This is a genomic window from Acinetobacter sp. CAU_H_56, from assembly GCF_058599425.1.
Genome location: NZ_CM178654.1, coordinates 2,873,199 through 2,892,892, shown reverse-complemented (window position 1 = coordinate 2,892,892; position 19,694 = coordinate 2,873,199). Strand labels below are relative to the sequence as shown.

At 44.1% G+C, this 19,694-nt stretch carries 12 protein-coding genes; 8 read left to right on the top strand and 4 right to left on the bottom strand.

All coding sequences use genetic code 11. The annotated features are described in order from the left end of the window. The first annotated feature begins 288 nt into the window (after positions 1 to 288). Positions 289 to 939 carry a response regulator gene (locus AC4MCC_RS13660; protein WP_004781530.1) on the top strand — a complete coding sequence of 217 codons (651 nt, stop codon included), beginning with the start codon at positions 289 to 291 and terminating at the stop codon, positions 937 to 939. Positions 940 to 1,005: 66 nt separating this feature from the next. On the opposite strand, the gene AC4MCC_RS13655 is transcribed toward AC4MCC_RS13660, so the two are convergent. Both AC4MCC_RS13655 and AC4MCC_RS13650 read right to left on the bottom strand, forming a co-directional pair. After that, a complete protein-coding gene (locus AC4MCC_RS13655) occupies positions 1,006 to 1,773 on the bottom strand; it encodes a hypothetical protein (protein WP_491885447.1) in 768 nt (255 codons plus the stop codon). 417 nt (positions 1,774 to 2,190) lie between these two features. Beyond that, positions 2,191 to 5,682, bottom strand: a complete 3,492-nt coding sequence (locus tag AC4MCC_RS13650; protein WP_491885446.1) for a PAS domain-containing hybrid sensor histidine kinase/response regulator — start codon at positions 5,680 to 5,682, stop codon at positions 2,191 to 2,193. A 182-nt stretch (positions 5,683 to 5,864) separates the two neighbouring features. Here AC4MCC_RS13650 and AC4MCC_RS13645 point away from each other — a divergent pair, with 182 nt between their 5' ends. The 4 genes from AC4MCC_RS13645 to AC4MCC_RS13630 all read left to right on the top strand — a co-directional run bounded on the left by AC4MCC_RS13645 (position 5,865) and on the right by AC4MCC_RS13630 (position 11,011). After that, positions 5,865 to 6,197 carry a DUF485 domain-containing protein gene (locus tag AC4MCC_RS13645; RefSeq protein ID WP_004781535.1) on the top strand — a complete coding sequence of 111 codons (333 nt, stop codon included), beginning with the start codon at positions 5,865 to 5,867 and terminating at the stop codon, positions 6,195 to 6,197. A 1-nt stretch (position 6,198) separates the two neighbouring features. Beyond that, positions 6,199 to 7,914 carry a cation acetate symporter gene (locus tag AC4MCC_RS13640; protein WP_491885445.1) on the top strand — a complete coding sequence of 572 codons (1,716 nt, stop codon included), beginning with the start codon at positions 6,199 to 6,201 and terminating at the stop codon, positions 7,912 to 7,914. 237 nt (positions 7,915 to 8,151) lie between these two features. Then, the gene (locus AC4MCC_RS13635) at positions 8,152 to 8,868 is read left to right on the top strand and encodes an ion channel (RefSeq protein ID WP_491885444.1); all 717 of its coding nucleotides are present in this window, start codon (positions 8,152 to 8,154) and stop codon (positions 8,866 to 8,868) included. 178 nt (positions 8,869 to 9,046) lie between these two features. Continuing rightward, a complete protein-coding gene (locus AC4MCC_RS13630) occupies positions 9,047 to 11,011 on the top strand; it encodes a glycine betaine transporter (RefSeq protein WP_491885443.1) in 1,965 nt (654 codons plus the stop codon). 64 nt (positions 11,012 to 11,075) lie between these two features. Here the strand turns inward: AC4MCC_RS13630 and omp33-36 are convergent, their stop codons facing one another. Next, positions 11,076 to 11,972, bottom strand: a complete 897-nt coding sequence (omp33-36, locus tag AC4MCC_RS13625; RefSeq protein ID WP_005232638.1) for a porin Omp33-36 — start codon at positions 11,970 to 11,972, stop codon at positions 11,076 to 11,078. A gap of 1,126 nt (positions 11,973 to 13,098) precedes the next feature. Between omp33-36 and AC4MCC_RS13620 the strand changes: the two genes are divergently transcribed. The 3 genes from AC4MCC_RS13620 (at position 13,099) to AC4MCC_RS13610 (ending at position 16,693) form a co-directional block, all read left to right on the top strand. Then, the gene (locus AC4MCC_RS13620) at positions 13,099 to 14,808 is read left to right on the top strand and encodes a GGDEF domain-containing protein (protein WP_419374859.1); all 1,710 of its coding nucleotides are present in this window, start codon (positions 13,099 to 13,101) and stop codon (positions 14,806 to 14,808) included. Positions 14,809 to 14,934: 126 nt separating this feature from the next. Continuing rightward, entirely contained in the window at positions 14,935 to 15,402 is a 468-nt protein-coding gene (locus AC4MCC_RS13615; RefSeq protein WP_419374858.1) for an HIT family protein, read from the top strand. Between the two features lie 139 nt (positions 15,403 to 15,541). Then, a complete protein-coding gene (locus tag AC4MCC_RS13610; RefSeq protein ID WP_194088144.1) occupies positions 15,542 to 16,693 on the top strand; it encodes an IS4-like element ISAbe18 family transposase in 1,152 nt (383 codons plus the stop codon). Between the two features lie 61 nt (positions 16,694 to 16,754). Here the strand turns inward: AC4MCC_RS13610 and uvrA are convergent, their stop codons facing one another. Continuing rightward, entirely contained in the window at positions 16,755 to 19,586 is a 2,832-nt protein-coding gene (gene uvrA, locus AC4MCC_RS13605; protein ID WP_419365785.1) for an excinuclease ABC subunit UvrA, read from the bottom strand. Positions 19,587 to 19,694 lie beyond the last annotated feature (108 nt).

Genomic DNA, 19,694 nt, shown 5'->3' with positions numbered 1-19,694 from the left:
AGTTATCTGATTTTTCTATATAAGCGGAAAATGTGCTTCTGAAATGGAGAGAGCTGGATAAATGACTGATAACTATATTTATATTGAATAAAGATAAGTTATGCAGAATAGGAATAAATCATATATAAAAAAGTGATGAGAATTAAAGAATTATTGAAATAAGCCAAAATTTAAAAAAATTAAAGAAAAACTCCACATTATTTAAAAAATTGGCGATCTTGCATATCCATAAACTGGCTTGTGTGGTTAGAATAGGAGCTACTGTGCACAAGATCTCTCTCACGTCCTATGAATATTTTAATCGTTGATGATCATCCACTGTTTCGTCATGCTCTGATCCAAGCTGTTCGTTATAGTCTGCCACAGGCGCAGATTCATGAAACTGCAGCAGTCAATGAATTTTATGAACGTCTAGAAAATGGTCCTGAGCCTGATCTTGTCCTTCTGGATTTAAACCTGCCAGGTGCATCGGGCTTTTCTGCTCTGGTCCACGTTCGCGCCCAATATCCTTCGATTCCAATTATTGTCGTTTCTGCTCACGAAGAAGCCAGCATTATCCAGCGTGCGATTGCACATGGTGCGATGGGCTATATTCCAAAATCGGCACATCCAAGCCATATTGGTGAAGCGATTCGTGAAGTCCTTGAAGGTGAAATCTGGTTACCACCCAATCTGCCAGCCAACATGAACTTTGATCCGCGTGCTGCAGATGAAACTGCATTGGCAGAACGGATTCAGTCTTTAACACCACAACAGTTCCGTGTCTTGATGATGGTAGCCGAAGGCTTGCTGAACAAACAGATTGCTTATGAACTGGATGTTTCAGAAGCCACCATTAAAGCGCACGTGACAGCAATCTTCCGTAAGCTGGGTGTACAAAACCGTACCCAGGCGGTGCTTGCCATCAATGCCTTGAATATTGAAGAAAAGAAAATGTAAGTGAGGCAGCTTACAAAATAAAAAAGACCTCACATGAGGTCTTTTTTATTTTGAGAATATTGCAGATTAAGCAATATAATCCTGTTTTTGGGTGACATCGGTACAGAACATGGGGTTCAGTGCAGATTGCAATTCATCTATCTGTTCTTGGGTGACATAGCCTTTGGAGATGAGATATTCCGCCACACGGTCATCACGCAGACTCAGGAAAGTCGAATCATAAACACCAAGATCAACAAACAGGGCAGCAGTTTCCAGACTGTTAAAACGGTCCAGATAAACTTCATCTTCATACATCAGGAACACATGCTCGTCTGTGCTATTCGGATCGACCTGTAGGTGCTCTGCCAGTTCATGTGGGCAGGTCTTGATAAAGAGCAAGTCAGAGAGTTCATCAAACTGGGTCGTGTCCAGGCAATCTTCTTCATTTTTCACTTTGCCGAGCCACGCTTTAAAGACCAGAACAGCGCCACCACGCAGCAGCATACTCCAGATCTGATAGCGGGTTTTTGCTGGCAAATCTTCGGCTTCCGCTTCCAGAGATTCAATCAGCTTGTTTTCCTGTTCAGCCAGACGTTCAAATAAGCCTAAACCTTGCGGTTTGTAGGCATAAGGTTCAAAGACATCAAAATGCAGTTCATCAAAAACTTGCAGGGCTAAAGGAACCGCATGCTGATACAAGGTTTCAAGTGCCTGAATCTGGGTATCGTCGAGTTTGCTGTATTTAAACATTTGTGCCCAGTCGATGCTGGGTAATAAGGCATTAGCACCATATTGGCGATGGAATTGCTGAGTCTGTGCGGGAAGCTGAGCAATTGATTCATCGAGTTTCATTTTTATAACTCCTATCTAGCAGTGCAAATAGACCAGCTGCCAAAAGGATTTAGGCATTGTCAGATGGAAACTGATCGTTTCTTATATTGTCTATTTTTAGAACTAGGCTTGTTGTATTAAAAATACGACCAAAGTTCTATCTGCTACAAAATAGGATTAAAAATTAATTTAAAACAAATATTTAAATAATTGTAACTAGGTGTACACATGTATATTAATAGAATTGGTGGCTTTTGCCATAGAGAATGCTGAAATGATAATTTTGAGCAATTTATCAGCAGGAATTATGTGAAATTTGGTGCTTTTAGCACATTGGCCTGATTTTTTTGCCAGTCAGGTAAAGAAAGGTATTTGTTCAGTATAAAAAATGCCCACTTTAAATCATTAAAATGGGCATTGAGATGAAAATAAAAAGTTCTAGCTACCTGAGATTTTCAGACCGGATAACCAGGAACGGAGTGAAGCAGGCTTCAACGGTTTTTTCAGCAGGACAATATTTAAATCCTTCAGGCGCTGTGGCAGTTCCGGATCAGAATCTGCGGTAATTAATGCCACCGGAATATCACTACTGCGATGTTCCAGAATAAAGTCCAGACCGATCTTGTCCTGATTTAAATGCTGATCCACCAGCCAGACCTGAATATTTTCCTGCTGGATCATTTCGGCTGCCTGTTCTGGTTCGGTGGCTTTAAAGACCTGATAACCCCATTTGGTCAATAAGGTCGACATGCCTTCCAGAATAGTTTCATCATTGTCCAGACATAGAATCTTAAAGGCCTTGGACTTCAATGGCACAGCCTGAACAGGGGCGGCAACGACTTTCGGTGCTGCGGTCAACGGTACTTCAATCATGAAGCAGGAGCCTTTGCCCAGCTCGGAAGAAACATGAACTGGATAATCCAGTAAACCGGTCATACGTTGCACGATGGCGAGACCAAGCCCCAGACCCTGTTCACCCCAAGGCGAAGTATGGCCACAACGCTCGAATTCCTGGAACAGCTTGATGCGCTGTTCTTCAGCAATACCGGGACCGGTATCCCAAACCCCGATCCGGATATGGTTCGGTCGGTTGCTAGAACGCAGTACACCCACCACAACCTTACCTTTGGCGGTATAACGCAGGGCATTGCTGACAAAGTTCTGGATAATCCGGCGAATCCATTGCGGATCGGTATCGATCCAGAACTGGGCATCATGTACCCGCAGTTTGATGCCACGCTGTGCTGCAATGGATTTGAATTGCAGTTTCAGATCACTTAATAAGTCATGCAGTGGATAAGCCTGACGTTTCGGCTGAATCGTACCGCCCTCCAGTCGGGCAATATCCAGCAGAGCTGAGAGCATGCTTTCTGCCCCATGCAGGGCACGATCCAGTTGCTGCAGGGTCTTGCGATCTTCTTCGCTTTGTACACTTTGCTCCAGCGCCGTACTGAACAGACGTGCAGCATGCATTGGCTGTAACAGGTCATGACTGGCGGCAGCAATAAAGCGGCTCTTGGACATATTGGCTTTGTCGGCTTGTTCACGCGCCAGTTGCTGTTCAGACAGGGCATCAGCGAGCTGCTGAGTACGATCCTGAACCCGGGCTTCCAGTAATGCTTCATTTTCACGGAAGGCAGTAATATCGGCAAAGGTCGTCACGAAACCACCGCCTTCAATTGGGTTACCCCGCATCTGAATCACGCGGCCGTCTTTACGGATCCGTTCAAATTCATGCGCACTACCAACCTGCATCCAGTGAATCCGTTTACGTACATGTTCTTCAACCGAACCTGGACCGCATTCACCGCGTTCAGCGTTATAACGAATCAGATCAGCGATTGGGCAACCGACATAAACAATATCTTTTGGATAATCGAACAGTTTCAGATACTGGTTGTTCCAAGCAACAAGACACATGTTTTCATCGACCACACTCACCCCTTGGGTCATATGGTCGATCATGGTCATGATCAGGTTCTGGTTAAAACGCTGCCATTGTGAGGCCTGATCCAGAATATTCGCCACCTGACCAAGGGCCAGGCCATTATTGACCATCGCTGTAGTCAGCAAGGTACGTGCCGATGCTGCACCAATGGTACCGGCCAGATACTGCTCGGTAAAACGCCACCACATGCCATTGGCACTGCTATTTTCATTCAGTTCCACACTATTTTGAGCACAGAACTGCTGGAAGGCCTGCATGGTCGGGCCTTCACCGGTAATGCGCTTAGCCAGCGTAATCAGGTCACCAACTTTTAAACGAGCCACATCCTGATGTGAGTAGCTGACATCAGTGGATGGGCTTTGAGAAGGAAGCGGCTTGGTTTCATAGTAGAAGAAACTTTCTGCCTGAATCTGTTCAGCCACACTTGGACGGAACATCCGGGAAACCCAGATATATAGGAATGTATTCAGACCTAGTGCCCAGACCACACCATGCGTCAGAGGATCAAAAGATTCGAAACCGATCAGGGCTTCAGGACGTAACCAGTTCCAGCCCAAAGGACCCTGTTCCAGAAAACTCTGGCTAAACTGCTGATAGGCTTCTGGCAGGCTGCGCAAAATTGTTGGTAATAGCAGGGTATACGACCACAGTGCAAAACCGGTCAACAGACCCGCATACACACCTTGCTTACTTCCACCACGCCAGTACAAGCCACCAATCAGGGCAGGGGCAAACTGTGCCACAGCACTAAAGGCCAACAAGCCAAAAACAGAAAGCTGGTCAATATCATTAAAGAAGTTGAAGAACAGGAAGCCCATCAACATCACGGCCAGAATACAGATCCGGCGGGTAAATTTCAGTACCAGTGGTAAACGTTTGTCATGCCGTGAGATCAGGTTTAAACGCCAGAGCGCCGGCATGATCAGGTCATTACTTAGCATGATGGATAAAGCGACTGAAGATACCAGCAGCATACCGGTAGAAGCCGAGAAGCCCCCTAAGAAGGCCAGTAAAGTTAGCCAGTCCTGATTATAGCTAAGCGGTAAAGACAGCACTGCAACATCAGGAATCGCCAGATATTGCGGTGCCGCATGCAGTGCCCAGCTGGCGATCGGGATAATTGCCAGTGTGGTCAGAATCAGATAAATGGCAAACCAGCGACGTGCACCACGGATATGTTTTTCATCCCGTAATTCAACCACTGCTACGTGGAATTGACGTGGCAAGCAGATAATCGCCAGTGCAGCCAACAGGGTCTGTACCCAGAAACTTTCCGGTACGCCAAACAGCTGTACATCATGGAAGGTTGACTGAATATCGCTACTGATCTGAGGCAGATTTTCTGGTGCTTCAAAAATAAAGAAACAGGCTACGGCCAGCAAGGCAAATAACTTAACAAAAGACTCAAAGGCGACAGCCAGCATCAGGCCGCCATGCTGTTCGGTGTTGGCAATCTGCCGGGTACCAAAAATCATCGCCAGAATCGCCAGGACGCCAGTCAGGAACAGTACGCTATTGGTGGTACTGGTAATCCCGGCTGAAGGTTCCAGAATGACCGCCGCACTCAAGGCAATAGCACGCAACTGCAAGGCCAGATAGGGAATGATGGCAATCACTGCCAGAATGGTGACTAGCGAAGCCAGAGGCCCACTTTTACCATAACGTGCAGCGACAAAGTCCGCGATTGAAGAAATGGCATGGTGCTGGCGTACCCGTCCCAGACGGCGCCAGATATCGTAACCAATCGCGACAAAGAGCAGAGGACCAAGATAGATCGGCAGGAAAATAATTCCTTCACGAACCGCAGCGCCAGTCGCGCCATAAAATGTCCAGGAAGAACAGTAAACGCCTAAAGTTAAACTAAACAATAGCATGCGGCCACGGGTACTCAGCCGGCTGGCATGTTTTTCCCCATAGAAAGCGCAAGTAAAGAGTAAAGTGATATAGAGGGCGAGCACCCCTATGATGAGCCAACTGTTCATATAGCCTGATGTGTACTGTGCATGACGCTATGATACCGCATCATGCACTCAGCAGTTTAAATTGATCATTTTTTAACGACCAAAGTCTAAATTACAAGTCATTCTAAATGTTGTTATTTTGCAACAGTGATAATTCGAATTAAAAAATAGTAAGCCCATGGTGGGGCTACAGGAGTGTAACTATGGATGAGGCACAAGTAGAAAGAATTCTACAGAATCCCAAATTCAAAGAAATGGTACGTAGAAAAAGTACGCTGAGCTGGACCTTAACCGGCATCATGCTATTTGTCTATGTCGGTTTCATGTTGCTTGTTGGCTACAACAAAGAATTTCTATTGTCTTCAATTTCTGGCGGTGTAACGACCTGGGGTGTACCTCTAGGTATCGGTATCATTATTTTGTCTTTTATATTGTGCTGGGTGTATTCCTACATTGCCAATAACAAACTTGATCAGCTGAACAGAGAAGCAATTCAGGAAGTGGAAGCGATTACAAAAGAAAAGGGGCAACACTAAGATGAAAGGGATTTCATATCAAGCGCTTGCTGCTGCAGCGCTGACCTTGCTCAGCTCGGCAATGGCATTTGCTGGACCAGATCTGGGTGCTGCGGAGCAGCAAGCGACCAACTGGCACGCGATTATCATGTTTGTGATTTTCGTTGGAGCAACCTTATTTATTACCAAATGGGCTGCCAAACAAACCACAAATACCAATGATTTCTATACTGCCGGCGGCGGGATTTCTGGTTTCCAGAACGGTCTGGCCATTGCTGGTGACTTCATGTCTGCAGCATCTTTCCTCGGTATTTCCGCGATGGTATTCCTGTCCGGTTTTGACGGATTACTGTACTCACTAGGCTTTATGGTGGGTTGGCCAATCGTTTTATTCCTGGTGGCAGAACGTTTGCGTAACCTGGGTAAATTCAACCTGTCTGATGTAGTATCGTTCCGTCTGGAAGAAAAACCAGTGCGTACTCTGGCTGCATTAAGTTCACTGGTTGTGGTGGCGTTCTACCTGATCGCACAGATGGTGGGTGCAGGTCAGTTGATCAAGTTGCTCTTCGGTCTGAACTACAACATTGCTGTGGTAATTGTTGGCCTGTTGATGATGGCTTACGTAATCTTCGGTGGCATGCTGGCAACGACTTGGGTACAGATTATTAAAGCCGTGATGCTGTTGTCTGGTGCGACATTTATGGCTTTCATGGTCATGAAAGGCGTAGGTTTCAGTTTCACCAATATGTTTGAACAATCGATTCAGGTGTTCTCGAAGGTACATGACCTGAGCCTGGCTGATGCAGCCAATATCATGGGTCCAGGTAGCCTGGCTTCGAATCCGGTCGATGCGATTTCTCTCGGTCTGGCGCTGATGTTTGGTACAGCAGGTCTACCACATATCCTGATGCGTTTCTTCACGGTCAAAGATGCCAAAGAAGCACGTAAATCAGTGGTTGTTGCAACAGGCTTTATCGGTTACTTCTACCTGTTAACCTTCATTATCGGTTTCGGTGCGATTCTATATGTAGCGAATAACCCGCAGTTCCTGGATATTGCGAAAATGGCAATCACAGGCAAGCTAGAGCTGGTGGGCGGTAACAACATGGCTGCGGTTCACCTGGCAGATGCTGTGGGTGGTGACCTGTTCATGGGCTTCATTTCTGCAGTGGCATTCGCAACCATTCTTGCAGTTGTTGCAGGTTTGACCTTGTCAGGTGCTTCAGCAATTTCACATGACTTGTATGCAAACGTATTCAAGAAAGGTCGTACTACACCTGAATCTGAACTGCGCATGTCTAAAATTGCGACTCTTGGTCTTGCGATCTTTGCGATGATCCTGGGAATCCTGTTCGAGAAGCAAAACGTTGCCTTCATGGTGGGTCTGGCATTCTCGGTAGCCGCATGTGCCAACTTCCCGGTACTGGTACTGTCTATGTTCTGGAAAGGCCTGACCACACGTGGTGCTGTGATTGGTGGCGTGGTTGGTCTGGTGACTGCAGTAGTACTGATCGTACTGTCTAAAGCCGTTTGGGTAGATACTTTCGCAATTTCAGATACACCAGTCGTTCCATTTAATGGTCCTGCATTATTTGCAATGCCGTTGTCTTTCTTCTGCTGCTGGTTCTTCTCCATCACAGACCGCTCAGTGAAAGCACAGGCAGAACGCAAAGCTTTCGATGCACAGTTTGTTCGCTCACAAACAGGTATTGGAATCTCAGGTGCATCTGATCACTAAGATCTGATGTCCTAAAAAAAGCCTCCTGATGGGGGCTTTTTTTATAGCGATAAAATACCTGAGTTATCAAATGGAGAGGAGGACTTTTGGATAGTCAATCTTAAGTAGAACACTCTCACTTTTAACTGAGATTTCAATGATTTTTATACAATCCTGTTTCTATCCATTAGCCAGATCATGCTATGTTAAGCCAGCGATAACAATAATGATGCTCGACAGGACATCAAGACAAATCTCATGAAGCACTCCCTGCTACGATTCTGGACCCATTTTAAGTATCTGCCTTCTGCGTGGCTACTATGCCTACAATTACTGATTCTGATCCTATCGATGCTGAGTTATGACAGTGTGTCTTATCGCGCGGGTACATGGATGCTGGGGGTGATGGTCTTGCTGGTGATTGCCAAGGTAATTCGTCAGACTCCGATGTTTACCATTCTGGGACTCATCTTTGTCGCAGGGGCTATTTTCTTTTCGTCATTAATTGTGTTGGGGCTGCGCTATACCTGGATCATGATCGTCGCCCACCTGTTTGAAGCCAGCGCCTATTTCAGTGCAGCGTATGGCCTGTTACGTTATATGTTTCATGATCGTTATCTGACTAAGGATGAACTGTTTGCAGCGGGAGCGGTCTTTACCTTGCTAGCTTGGGGCTTTGCTTTTCTCTATAGCATTTGCCAGTTATGGGTACCTTACAGCTTTTCGGACCCAGATTTAAAAGCTTATCAGCCATGGCTGGATCTGCTCTTTCTGAGCTTTAGTGTGCAGTCTGCTACAGGATTATCTGATGTGATGCCGGTCAGCCCGGTCGCACGGATGCTGGCCATTATCCAGATGTTTGTCGGGGTGATGTATCTGGCCCTGATTGTCTCGCGTCTGATTGCCTTACAGTATATTTCCCATCTTCCTAAACAGACTCATATACAACATAAGCATAGAAAGCCTGAAGAATAGAACGTACAGAGCTGCATAGCTTGGTTACATTAACTTAACGGCTTTATTTTCCTGAATATTTTAAAATCGCAAGGTTCAAAACGTATCTTTGACCGTAATTCTCTCGATCAGAATGTTTTTACTTATCAATAATGATTCAAGCCTCCCGGCATTCAATCTATTAAAAAATGGGGGATCTATGCCTTCCAAACCTTCATCCTGGTTTGCCAATATCAATCCGAATGTCTTTATTAGTACAGTGGTGATTATCGCCATTTTTTTGGGACTGGTGATATTGGCACCTGACTCATTTGACCTGTTGACCAAGCAAATGAATGCGTGGATTACCACTTCATTTAGCTGGTTTTATGTCCTCTCCGTGGCGATCTTTCTGATTGTCCTGATTTATATTGCCCTGTCCGATATGGGGAAAATTAAACTCGGGCCTGACCATAGTCAGCCAAAATACAGCCAGGCATCCTGGTTTGCCATGCTGTTTACCGCAGGCATGGGGATCGGTCTGATGTTTTTCGGGGTTGCCGAACCGGTTATGCACTATGTTACGCCACCTGCTGGTGATCCGGAAACTGTACTAGCCGCACAGCAAGCTATTCGCGTGACTTTCTTCCACTGGGGCCTGCATGCCTGGGCGATTTATACCATTGTGGGTCTGTCATTGGCCTATTTTGCGTATCGACATAATCTGCCTTTAAAAGTTCGCTCCGCCTTATATCCATTAATCGGTAACCGGATTCATGGCCCGATCGGAGACGGGGTAGATACTTTTGCCACCTTAGGGACAGTATTTGGGGTCGCGACAACTTTAGGTTTTGGGGTGACCCAGATTAACTCCGGACTGAATTATCTGTTTGGAGTTGAGCAGACACCCAGTACTCAGGTTATTTTGATTATTGCCGTTACTGTAATGGCATCGATGTCGGTATTTTTTGGTTTGGATAAGGGCATCAAACGCCTGGCTGAACTGAATCTGCTGCTTGCCTTACTGCTACTCATCTTTGTTTTTGTTACCGGTCCAAGCATCTATCTTCTGCAGACCACCATTCAAAACTCTGGCCAGTATGTTGCAAACCTGTTCAGTATGACCTTTAATCTGTATGCCTATCAGCCTAGTGGCTGGATTGGTGGCTGGACCATTATGTATTGGGCCTGGTGGATTTCCTGGTCGCCATTTGTCGGGATGTTTATTGCCCGAGTATCCGAAGGCCGCAGTATCCGTGAGTTCATTGTTGGGGTTCTACTGATTCCTACCGGATTTACCCTGATCTGGATGGGCTTTATGGGCAATGCAGCATTATTCAGCATCATGCATGAGGCCAATACCAACCTGCTTGAGGCAGTACAACGTGATTCTTCTGTAGCGCTGTTCGAATTTTTAGGTAATCTGCCATTTAATTCAGTCACCAGTATTATTGCTACGGTATTGGTCATCCTGTTCTTTGTCACTTCTGCAGATTCTGGATCATTAGTCACGGATTATCTCACTGCCAAAACCGAGAATTCACCGACCTGGCAGCGTCTGTTCTGGACCGTGTTAATGGCTTTATTGGCCATCATTCTGTTACTGGCGGGTGGCCTAGAGGCCCTGCAGTCGGCTACGATTATGAGTGCCTTGCCGTTTACATTTATTATGCTGCTGATTTGCTGGGGACTGATTAAGGCCCTGCATCTGGATGTAACGAAAATGCATGCGCTACAAGCTGCACGCATTACCCCGCGGGCCATTCAGAACCCGCGTAGCTGGCAACAGCGACTCGGTTTAATTATGCATTATCCGCATACGCATGATGAAGTACGTGATTATATTGATACGATGGTCAGCAAAGCCTTTAACAGTTTTCAGGCTGAACTGAAACGTCGTCACATCCAGGTGAAAATCTTTAAACTAGAAGATGGGATCGAGTTACGTGTCGATCATCAGAATGAAATGAACTTCATTTATCAGGTCATTGCTACCCAAACTTTAGCACCGAGCTTTATGCCGGATGCAGATTCTCCGCAGTCTTATCAGGCAGAAGTCTTTTTAAGGGAAGGAGGACAAAACTATGATGTGATGGAATGGACTCAGGAAGATTTGATCCAGGACCTCATTGACCAATATGAACGCCATTTGCATTTTTTAAGTTTGGTCCGTTCTCCAGAATAAATATTTGATCCAATAAAAAAGGACGCTGATGCGTCCTTTTTTTATTCAGTCACTAATTCAGAAATTAGAAACGGAATTTAGCATTTAAGCCTACAGTTTGTGTATCACGAACTACAGCATTTTGAGCAAGATTTGCTTCGTAGTTTGAGTTCACATAACTAGCACCTACAGCAACTGCTGGAGTGATGAAGTAGTTTACGTTTGCGCCCCAAGCTTTGTCTGGAGAGTTAGCGTAGCTAGATTCCATATAAGATGCACCAACGCTTAATTTAGGGTTGATGTACAAAGTAGTACCTAGGTTGTAAGCAGTATCTTCACCATAAACCAAGCCGCTTTCGAAGCCAAGTGACATGTTAGTGCCGTCAATTGCGCCTACATATTTAGTACGAGCAGTGATTGCATCTTGGTCTTCATCGATTGTGCGAGACTCAAGAGCAGCTTTAGCAACGCCGTTGTTGAACATATTGAAAGCGTCATAAGAAGTTTGGTCTGCAACGCTTGTGTAACCTACAGCTACCAGGAAGTTAGGAATAGGGAGTACACCTACTTCTAATGCATAACGGTCGCCATTGTCATCATTTTGGCCACCTTTACCATCAGTAATTGTATGGCTATAAGAAGCGCTTGCATAAGCAGGAACAACTTTAGTTGGGATGTAAGCTTCACCTTTCACACCGAAAGTATGAGAAGTCTGGTCTCTATCATCAGCATCTACATCATATTCGCCATATGTATAAGCAGCAGAAACGTTAGATGCCTGGTTGATGAAAGCAGCTTCAGCTAAAGGGCCTTTAGAAGCGTCTACATCTTTGAAGTAGTAAGTACCTTGAACAGCACCAGTGAAATCTTTGTCATTTACAGTGTTGTCGATGAACTCTGATTGACCTTGAACTTCGAATTGATATGCTTGAGCACCGGTCATGGCTAATAATAAGGCAGTGGCTAAACCGAGTTTTTTCATGATATTTACCATTTTGTTACAAAAGATGTACAACAGGAACGTATTGTATTGTGACAATTTATTAAGTCAATCCAATTCGAAATCGCTATTTTTTTAAGCTAAATCATTGTATTAATTTTGTGTAAAATTTAAGTATCAGGCTCGGAAGCCATTTTAGATAAAAACTCTTGTATAACAAAAAGCTAGAATTTAAATATAGATTTTGACTAAAAATTAAGGAGAAATTGTGTGATTATTTAAATCACTTAGTACGATCAATTTTAATTTAATAATCTATTAAAACAATTAATAATCGGTGAGCTAATTCATAAATGTGTCAAGAAGTGCAAGATGTCTGGCGCAACATGTCTTGACTGGATTGCTTAATTTTAGAGCATAATCAGCTCGAGCTTCAGAATGAATGTCTGTTTTTTAAGCTAGATGGGCATGTTTTATAATCTTGACTGAAGCAATCGACTTTACATTTTTGGGGGAATTTTACATAATATGAAAATCAAGTTAGAGTTCACACTTTCATAGTGATTTAGCCTGATTCTCCACATATTTTTGTTTTTATCGGCCCAGCTTTCCCCAAGGTTGGGCTTTTTTTTACCTAAATTTTCTGGAAATCTCAGTTTACGGATTACTTCATAAAAGAAGATGAAAAAACAAGTATAGAAAGCCGTCAAAGATGATTCTTTAATGCACCTTAATGGTGCATTAATTCAATTTAAAAATAGCCTTGTTCTATAAAATTGCAAAAAAAAACCTCAATTTCTATAAAGAATTGAGGTTTTTTCGCCAAAATTTGCGGGTAAATCAAAAAATCTGCTGAGGAATAATTTAACTCGCCCTAATGCGGTGCATTATGCACCTAATTGTTGCACGTGTAAATAGTTCAGAAAGCGAGTTTTTTAATTTTCTTATATTTTAAATTATGAAATTTTCATTCCTATTTATGTTTTAGTGATAACAGATAGAAAATCCTGAAAATATAAAGAGCTAAAACCTTTAAGAACATAAGAAAAACCTTCTGAAAATCAACGTAATTGGGAAGAAATATTGATGATGAGCAGACGTTTATTTGTATAATCTATCTACTATTAAATGGGGAGTCCTTGATCTATGTGAAGGACTAAAAATCAAGATGAATACTTTGCGCTCTGAGAAAATCAGCAAACATCTGTACTGGTCGATGTCGATCATTATTTTATGTTTATTGTGTATTTGTATTCCCTTAATTATTGATAGTAGTCAACATTATTTAAAATCAAAACAAACCTATCAGCAGCTTGATGCCTTACAACAGGTCACCGATCTCGCCAATAAAATCTCCCGGGAACGGGCACCCGCCAACAAAGTAATGTCCAGCTCGGTTGAGGAATTTGCCAAACATCAGCAGGAGTTAAGTGATTACCGTCAGGAAGTCGATCAACAGATGCAGATCACGGCTCAGGCACTCGATCAGGTGGGTTTTAATCACCTAAGCCAGCAACTTTTATCTGAGTTAAAGCCTAGTCTGCAATATGGGCGTAAGCAGGTCGATCTCTATACTCAAATACCTCGCCCGGAACGTACTGCACAGGAAATGGATCAGGCCATTCTCGCCATGTTTAGTGCCTGGGAGAGCAGCCGTGAAATTCTGAAAGGAGTAGTGATTGCTTCTGCTACTCCATCTGCACGTTTGGATAATTACATGAGTGAAATCCTGTTTTTATCTGATCTTAGGGATCAATCGGGTCGGGTAGCATCAAATGTTATGGCTCATGTGACATTTGGAACCCAGATTCCGGAGCAAAACATTACCCGTTCCTTACAGGTCCAGCATCAGGTACGTTATCTCTGGGATATCATTGATACGCTACAGCCTGTTCAGGACAAAACCGATGAATTTATTCGTCTACATCAACGGGTCGGCACTGAATTTATCCAGCAAGGTTTACCGATTGTGGAGCGACTGATTGAAGATAGTCGGCAGCAGCGTCCTTACTATTTAACTGGAACCCAGCTGACTGAAGCCATTGTAGATAAATTTACAACAGTGATTGATTTGCAGAGCTATTTACTGCAATACACCAAAGATGTGGCTATTAAGGAAATGCGCCACAGTCTGAATCATTTGATTTGGACAGTGGCCTTATCTGGAATTTCCCTGATTACGGCAATTTTGACCATGATTTTTGCGCGTAAACGCATCTTTATTCCTTTAATTCGCGCACGTAAAATTTTATTTGATTTGTCCACTGGGTCTGAACGGAAGCAAGCACCATCAAAACTAAAAACAGACCGGCCTACTGAATCCTTATTTACAGCAATTCAAAAACTGCAGCATACGCTGCAAGAGCGTGAAGCATTAGAATTTCGACTGAAAAATATTGCCCATTCCGATTCCCTGACCGGACTGGCTAACCGTTTTGCGCTCGATGAATATATCCGTTTTATGGAAACGCATCCGACCCAGTTTAAGCGAACCTGCCTGATGATTATTGATATTGATCATTTTAAACAGGTCAATGATCAATATGGGCATATTATTGGTGATCAGGTCATTCAGCTGGTTGCAGAACGCTTAAAAGCCAATGTCCGTGCTTCGGATCTGCTGGTTCGCTATGGCGGAGACGAATTTCTGGTCCTGATTGAAAATATCGAGATGCAGCATGCTTTCATGCTAGCGAATAAAATCCGGACTGAAGTCGCTGAGCATTCTATTCTGACCTCAGCTGATGAAGATATTCATGTATCGGTGAGTATTGGGGTGGCGATTGGCGCAGAGTCGTGGATTGCGTTACTGGAACAGGCCGATGAGGCGTTATTTAAGGCCAAAGCCAAAGGACGTAATGTGGTGGCTGAGGTTTAAACCACTTAACTGAATTTTTTAAGCTAAACAGTCTGAAGAGTCATAATTTTATAATTTATATTGTTAAAAAATAAAGTAAATTTCATTGAAGTTTTTAAAAAATATAAAAATTTAGGGGATCTTAAAATGAGTAAAAATTGTATTTTCTGTCAAATGGTAAAAGGGGAATTGCCATGTCATTTAATCGATGAAAATGATGATTTTATGGCGTTTCTTACTATATTTCCCAATACATTGGGCGCGAGTGTAGTGATTCCAAAACAGCATTATTCCAGCTATGCCTTTGAACTGAGTGACCAGGTGCTGACAAATCTGATCCTATATACCAAGCAGGTAGCCCTAAAATTGGATCGTTATTTTGATGACGTTGGCCGAACAGGAATGGTGTTTGAGGGATTTGGTGTCGATCATGTGCATGCCAAGCTATTTCCAATGCATCAGACTAAAAATACCCATGAAAAATGGCAACCAATTAATTCTTCGGTCGATAAGTATTTTGATGCTTATGAGGGCTATATTTCATCACATGATGCTCGAAGGGCGGATGATCAAGCGCTGGCACAATTGGCTGAAAATATTCGCTCAATCGCATAGTCAAAAATAAAAGCCCCCTCTTTTTAAAAGAGGGGCACTCCCCACTGCTGTCCCATAGTTTGCTTTAAATAAAAAAACCTGAGTCCTAACAGTTAAAATATGAGTGCAAACAAACACTTTAACGACCAGGATTCAGGTTTTGTCACATCAGAATACCGTATTTCATGAGCTAATTAAACCTGTTGTGCGACAGGATTTTGAACAACTTGCTAAAGTACACCATGTTGGACAGAAATTTAGAGCAGCTTCCCGGTGGGATCAGTTTATTGCCATATTGATGTCTCAATTCTCTTGTAGGCAAAGTCTGAGAGATATTCAATCCAATTTGGAGTGCCAACAGGAAAAGCTAAGTCATCTCGGAGCAAAGTCTATTCCCCGAAGCACGCTGGCACGAATCAATGAGCAGCAGCCTGCTGCCTTGTATCAACAGCTATTTTACAAGTTGCTTAAATACTATGACCACTCAAAAGTCGCTCATAAATTTCGCTTTAAGAATCCCTTGTATTCCTTGGATGCCAGTCATATTGACCTGTCGCTTTCCTTATGTGAATGGGCCAAAGTTCACGACTCAAAAGCCAGCATGAAACTCAGTATAGGATTGAATCACAGCAATGATATTCCTGAGTTTGTTGCAGTTGAAAATGGCAAAGAAAATGACATGGTACAAGGCCGCAAATTCCAGTTTCCTGCTGGCAGCATTGTAGTTTTTGATAAAGGCTATGTCGATTACCAATGGTATGCAAATCTGACTGCTCAAAACATTGGATTTGTCACACGTTTTAGGCCTAAATCTGTGTATCAGGTGATCCAGCAACATCCAGTGCTTGAATCCAAAGGTATTCTAAAAGATGAAACCATTCAGCTGAATAGCGCACATGCCCTAAAAAGAAAAGCCCCAGTGTTAAGAAGAATTGAATATAGAGATCAGCAAAGTGGCAAGCACTTTAGCTTTCTCAGCAATAACTTTCATTTAGCCGCCTCCACCATTGCGGCGATTTATAAAGATCGTTGGAAAGTTGAGCTGTTCTTTAAGGCGATTAAGCAGAATCTCAAATTAAAAGCGTTTCTAGGCCGCAGCAGGAACGCAATTCAGACACAAATCTGGATTGCGATGATCGCCTATTTATTGGTGAGTTTCGCTCAACATTTAGGAAAAACAGGTTGGACAGTTCAACGTTTACTCAGAATAATTCAAGTGAATTTGTTTGAAAGAAGAACTTTAAAAGCTTTATTTTCACCCGATAAAATACCCATAAAACAAGAGGAAGCTCATTTGAGCTTCCTCTTGTGAAAAATTGTGGGACAGCAATGGGGCACTCCCTCCTTTTTCAAAGGAGGGTTGGGGGGATAAATTACTTCAATAACGGCTTTAAGAATTTCCCTGTATGTGAAGCTTTGACCTTTACGACATCTTCAGGAGTGCCTTCCGCGATAATCATACCGCCACCCGCACCACCTTCAGGGCCAAGGTCTACTACCCAGTCTGCAGTCTTGATCACATCCAGGTTATGTTCAATCACCACAATGGTATTCCCTTTATTGCGTAGCTCATGCAGGATGTCCAGCAACTTGGCAATATCATGGAAATGCAGACCAGTGGTTGGCTCATCCAGCACATACAGGGTTTTGCCGGTATCCCGTTTGGCCAGCTCACGTGCCAGTTTTACCCGTTGTGCTTCACCACCAGAAAGGGTCGTCGCTGACTGACCCAAACGGATATAACCCAGACCGACCTGATGCAAGGTTTCCAGACGACGATGAATCACTGGAATCGCATCAAAGAAATGCATGGCATCTTCAACGGTCATCTGCAATACATCGGAAATATTCTTACCTTTATAGTTCACTTCCAGCGTTTCACGATTATAACGCTTGCCATGACAGGCATCACACGGCACATACATATCCGGCAGGAAGTGCATTGCCACCTTGATCATGCCATCACCTTCACAGGCTTCACAACGTCCGCCTTTCACGTTAAACGAGAAACGGCCAGCCGTATAACCACGAGCTTTAGCTTCCTGAGTCTGTGAAAACAGTTCGCGAATTGGAGTAAACAAACCGGTATAAGTCGCTGGGTTCGAACGTGGCGTACGTCCAATCGGGCTCTGGTCAATATCCACCACTTTATCCAGAAATTGCAGACCATCAATCGAATCAAACTTCTCGGCAGTCAGCGTGGTTGCACCATTCAGCTGAGTCGCTGCCAGTGGCAACAGAGTCCGGTTAATCAAAGTAGATTTACCAGAACCTGAAACACCGGTGACACAAGTCATGATTCCCAATGGAATGGTCAGATCGACTTTCTTCAGGTTATGCCCGGCAGCACCCATCAATTTGATCTGTTCTTCCGGTTTCGGTGGCTGAACCCGTTTTTTCGGCACTTCAATTTTCAATTTACCAGACAGATATTTACCGGTCAGGGAGTCTTTATTTTCAGCGAGTTCCTGATAAGTTCCTTCTGCAATAACATGGCCACCATGCACACCGGCACCCGGACCAATATCAATAATATGGTCTGCTGCACGAATGGCATCTTCATCATGTTCGACCACTAAAACAGTATTACCGAGGTCACGCAGACGAATCAGGGTTTGTAACAGACGATCATTATCACGCTGATGCAGACCAATTGAAGGTTCATCCAGCACATACATCACACCCATGAGGCCAGCACCAATTTGTGAGGCCAGACGGATACGCTGTGCTTCACCACCAGACAAGGTTTCGGCAGAACGGGACAGACTCAAATAGTTCAGACCGACAGATACCAGGAAGTGCAGACGTTCACGGATTTCCTTGAAAATCTTGTCCGCAATTTCACCGCGAGCACCTTCCAGATTAATCCCCTGATAATAGCTCTCGGCATCACCAATCGACATGCGGGTAACGTCGGCAATGGTCTTGTCCAGAATTTTCACATTACGCGAGATTTCATTCAGACGTGAACCATCACAAGCATCACAGGCAGCATTAGAGAGATACTGCGCCAGATCATCACGCACATAATTACTTTCGGTTTCGCGGTAACGGCGTTCCAGATGCGGCAAGATACCTTCAAATGGCATCACCCGGTTATGACGGCGACCACGTTCATCAATATAGCTCAGGTCAATTTTTTCTTTGCCGGTACCGTAAAGGAATTTCTTCTTGGTATTGGCATCCAGTTCATTCCAAGGCGTTTCTAGAGAAAAACCAAAATGCTCGGCTACTTTTTGCAGCATGCCATAATAATACGGACGCTGACGATCCCAGCCACGAATCGCACCTTGGCTGATGCTGACTTCCTGATTGGGAATCAGTTTGTCCGCACTGAAATGGCTACGGGTACCCAAACCATCACAGACCGGGCAGGCGCCAAAGGGATTGTTAAATGAAAACAGGCGTGGCTCCAGTTCTGCCACAGCGCGGTCACATTCCGGACAGGAGTGTTTGGCAGAAAATACGCGATCATCATTTTCGCCTTTCATCCAGGACAGGATCGCAATATCTCCACCGAGACGCAGCGCAGTCTCAAAACTTTCTGCAATCCGGTTACCGAGATCATTACGTACCTTAAAGCGGTCAACTACCACTTCAATGGTATGTTTTTTCTTTTTGTCCAGCTCGGGTGGTGGATCAATTTCCATGATCTCGCCATCAACACGCGCACGTACAAAGCCTTGGCTTTGCAGTTGCTCAAATAACGCTGTGTACTCACCCTTACGTTCACGCACGACAGGCGCTAACAATAACAGCGCAGTGCCTTCTTCCAGTTCTTTAACCGCATCGACCATTTCAGTTACGGTCTGTGCCACCATAGGCAGATCGTGTTCCGGACAGTAAGGTGTGCCTACACGTGCATAGAGCAGACGTAAATAGTCATAGATTTCGGTAATGGTACCTACAGTCGAACGCGGGTTATGACTGGTCGACTTCTGTTCGATAGCAATGGCCGGGCTTAAGCCCTCAATCGAATCAACTTCCGGCTTTTCCATTTGCGAAAGGAATTGACGCGCATAGGCAGACAAAGATTCTACATAACGGCGTTGACCTTCCGCATATAACGTATCGAATGCCAATGAGGACTTACCTGAACCAGACAGTCCCGTAATCACCACAAACTTGTCGCGTGGAATATCAAGGTTCACATTTTTCAGGTTATGGGTACGTGCACCTCGAATACGGATGTGACTTTGGCTCATGCAATGATCCTAGAAAATTCATCAAAAACCTTTATATGATACCGAATGAAAAATGTTCAAGTGCAAATAAAAGTATTTTAAACGTCAAGTTGTGTCGGATATTGGTCA

Coding starts and splice junctions, on each gene's coding strand:
- AC4MCC_RS13645 (WP_004781535.1), top strand. CDS start 5,865: ATGGATGAGGCACAAGTAGAAAGAATTCTACAGAATCCCAAATTCAAA.
- AC4MCC_RS13660 (WP_004781530.1), top strand. CDS start 289: ATGAATATTTTAATCGTTGATGATCATCCACTGTTTCGTCATGCTCTG.
- AC4MCC_RS13620 (WP_419374859.1), top strand. CDS start 13,099: ATGAATACTTTGCGCTCTGAGAAAATCAGCAAACATCTGTACTGGTCG.
- AC4MCC_RS13630 (WP_491885443.1), top strand. CDS start 9,047: ATGCCTTCCAAACCTTCATCCTGGTTTGCCAATATCAATCCGAATGTC.
- AC4MCC_RS13615 (WP_419374858.1), top strand. CDS start 14,935: ATGAGTAAAAATTGTATTTTCTGTCAAATGGTAAAAGGGGAATTGCCA.
- omp33-36 (WP_005232638.1), bottom strand. CDS start 11,972: ATGAAAAAACTCGGTTTAGCCACTGCCTTATTATTAGCCATGACCGGT.
- AC4MCC_RS13640 (WP_491885445.1), top strand. CDS start 6,199: ATGAAAGGGATTTCATATCAAGCGCTTGCTGCTGCAGCGCTGACCTTG.
- uvrA (WP_419365785.1), bottom strand. CDS start 19,586: ATGAGCCAAAGTCACATCCGTATTCGAGGTGCACGTACCCATAACCTG.
- AC4MCC_RS13635 (WP_491885444.1), top strand. CDS start 8,152: ATGAAGCACTCCCTGCTACGATTCTGGACCCATTTTAAGTATCTGCCT.
- AC4MCC_RS13655 (WP_491885447.1), bottom strand. CDS start 1,773: ATGAAACTCGATGAATCAATTGCTCAGCTTCCCGCACAGACTCAGCAA.
- AC4MCC_RS13650 (WP_491885446.1), bottom strand. CDS start 5,682: ATGAACAGTTGGCTCATCATAGGGGTGCTCGCCCTCTATATCACTTTA.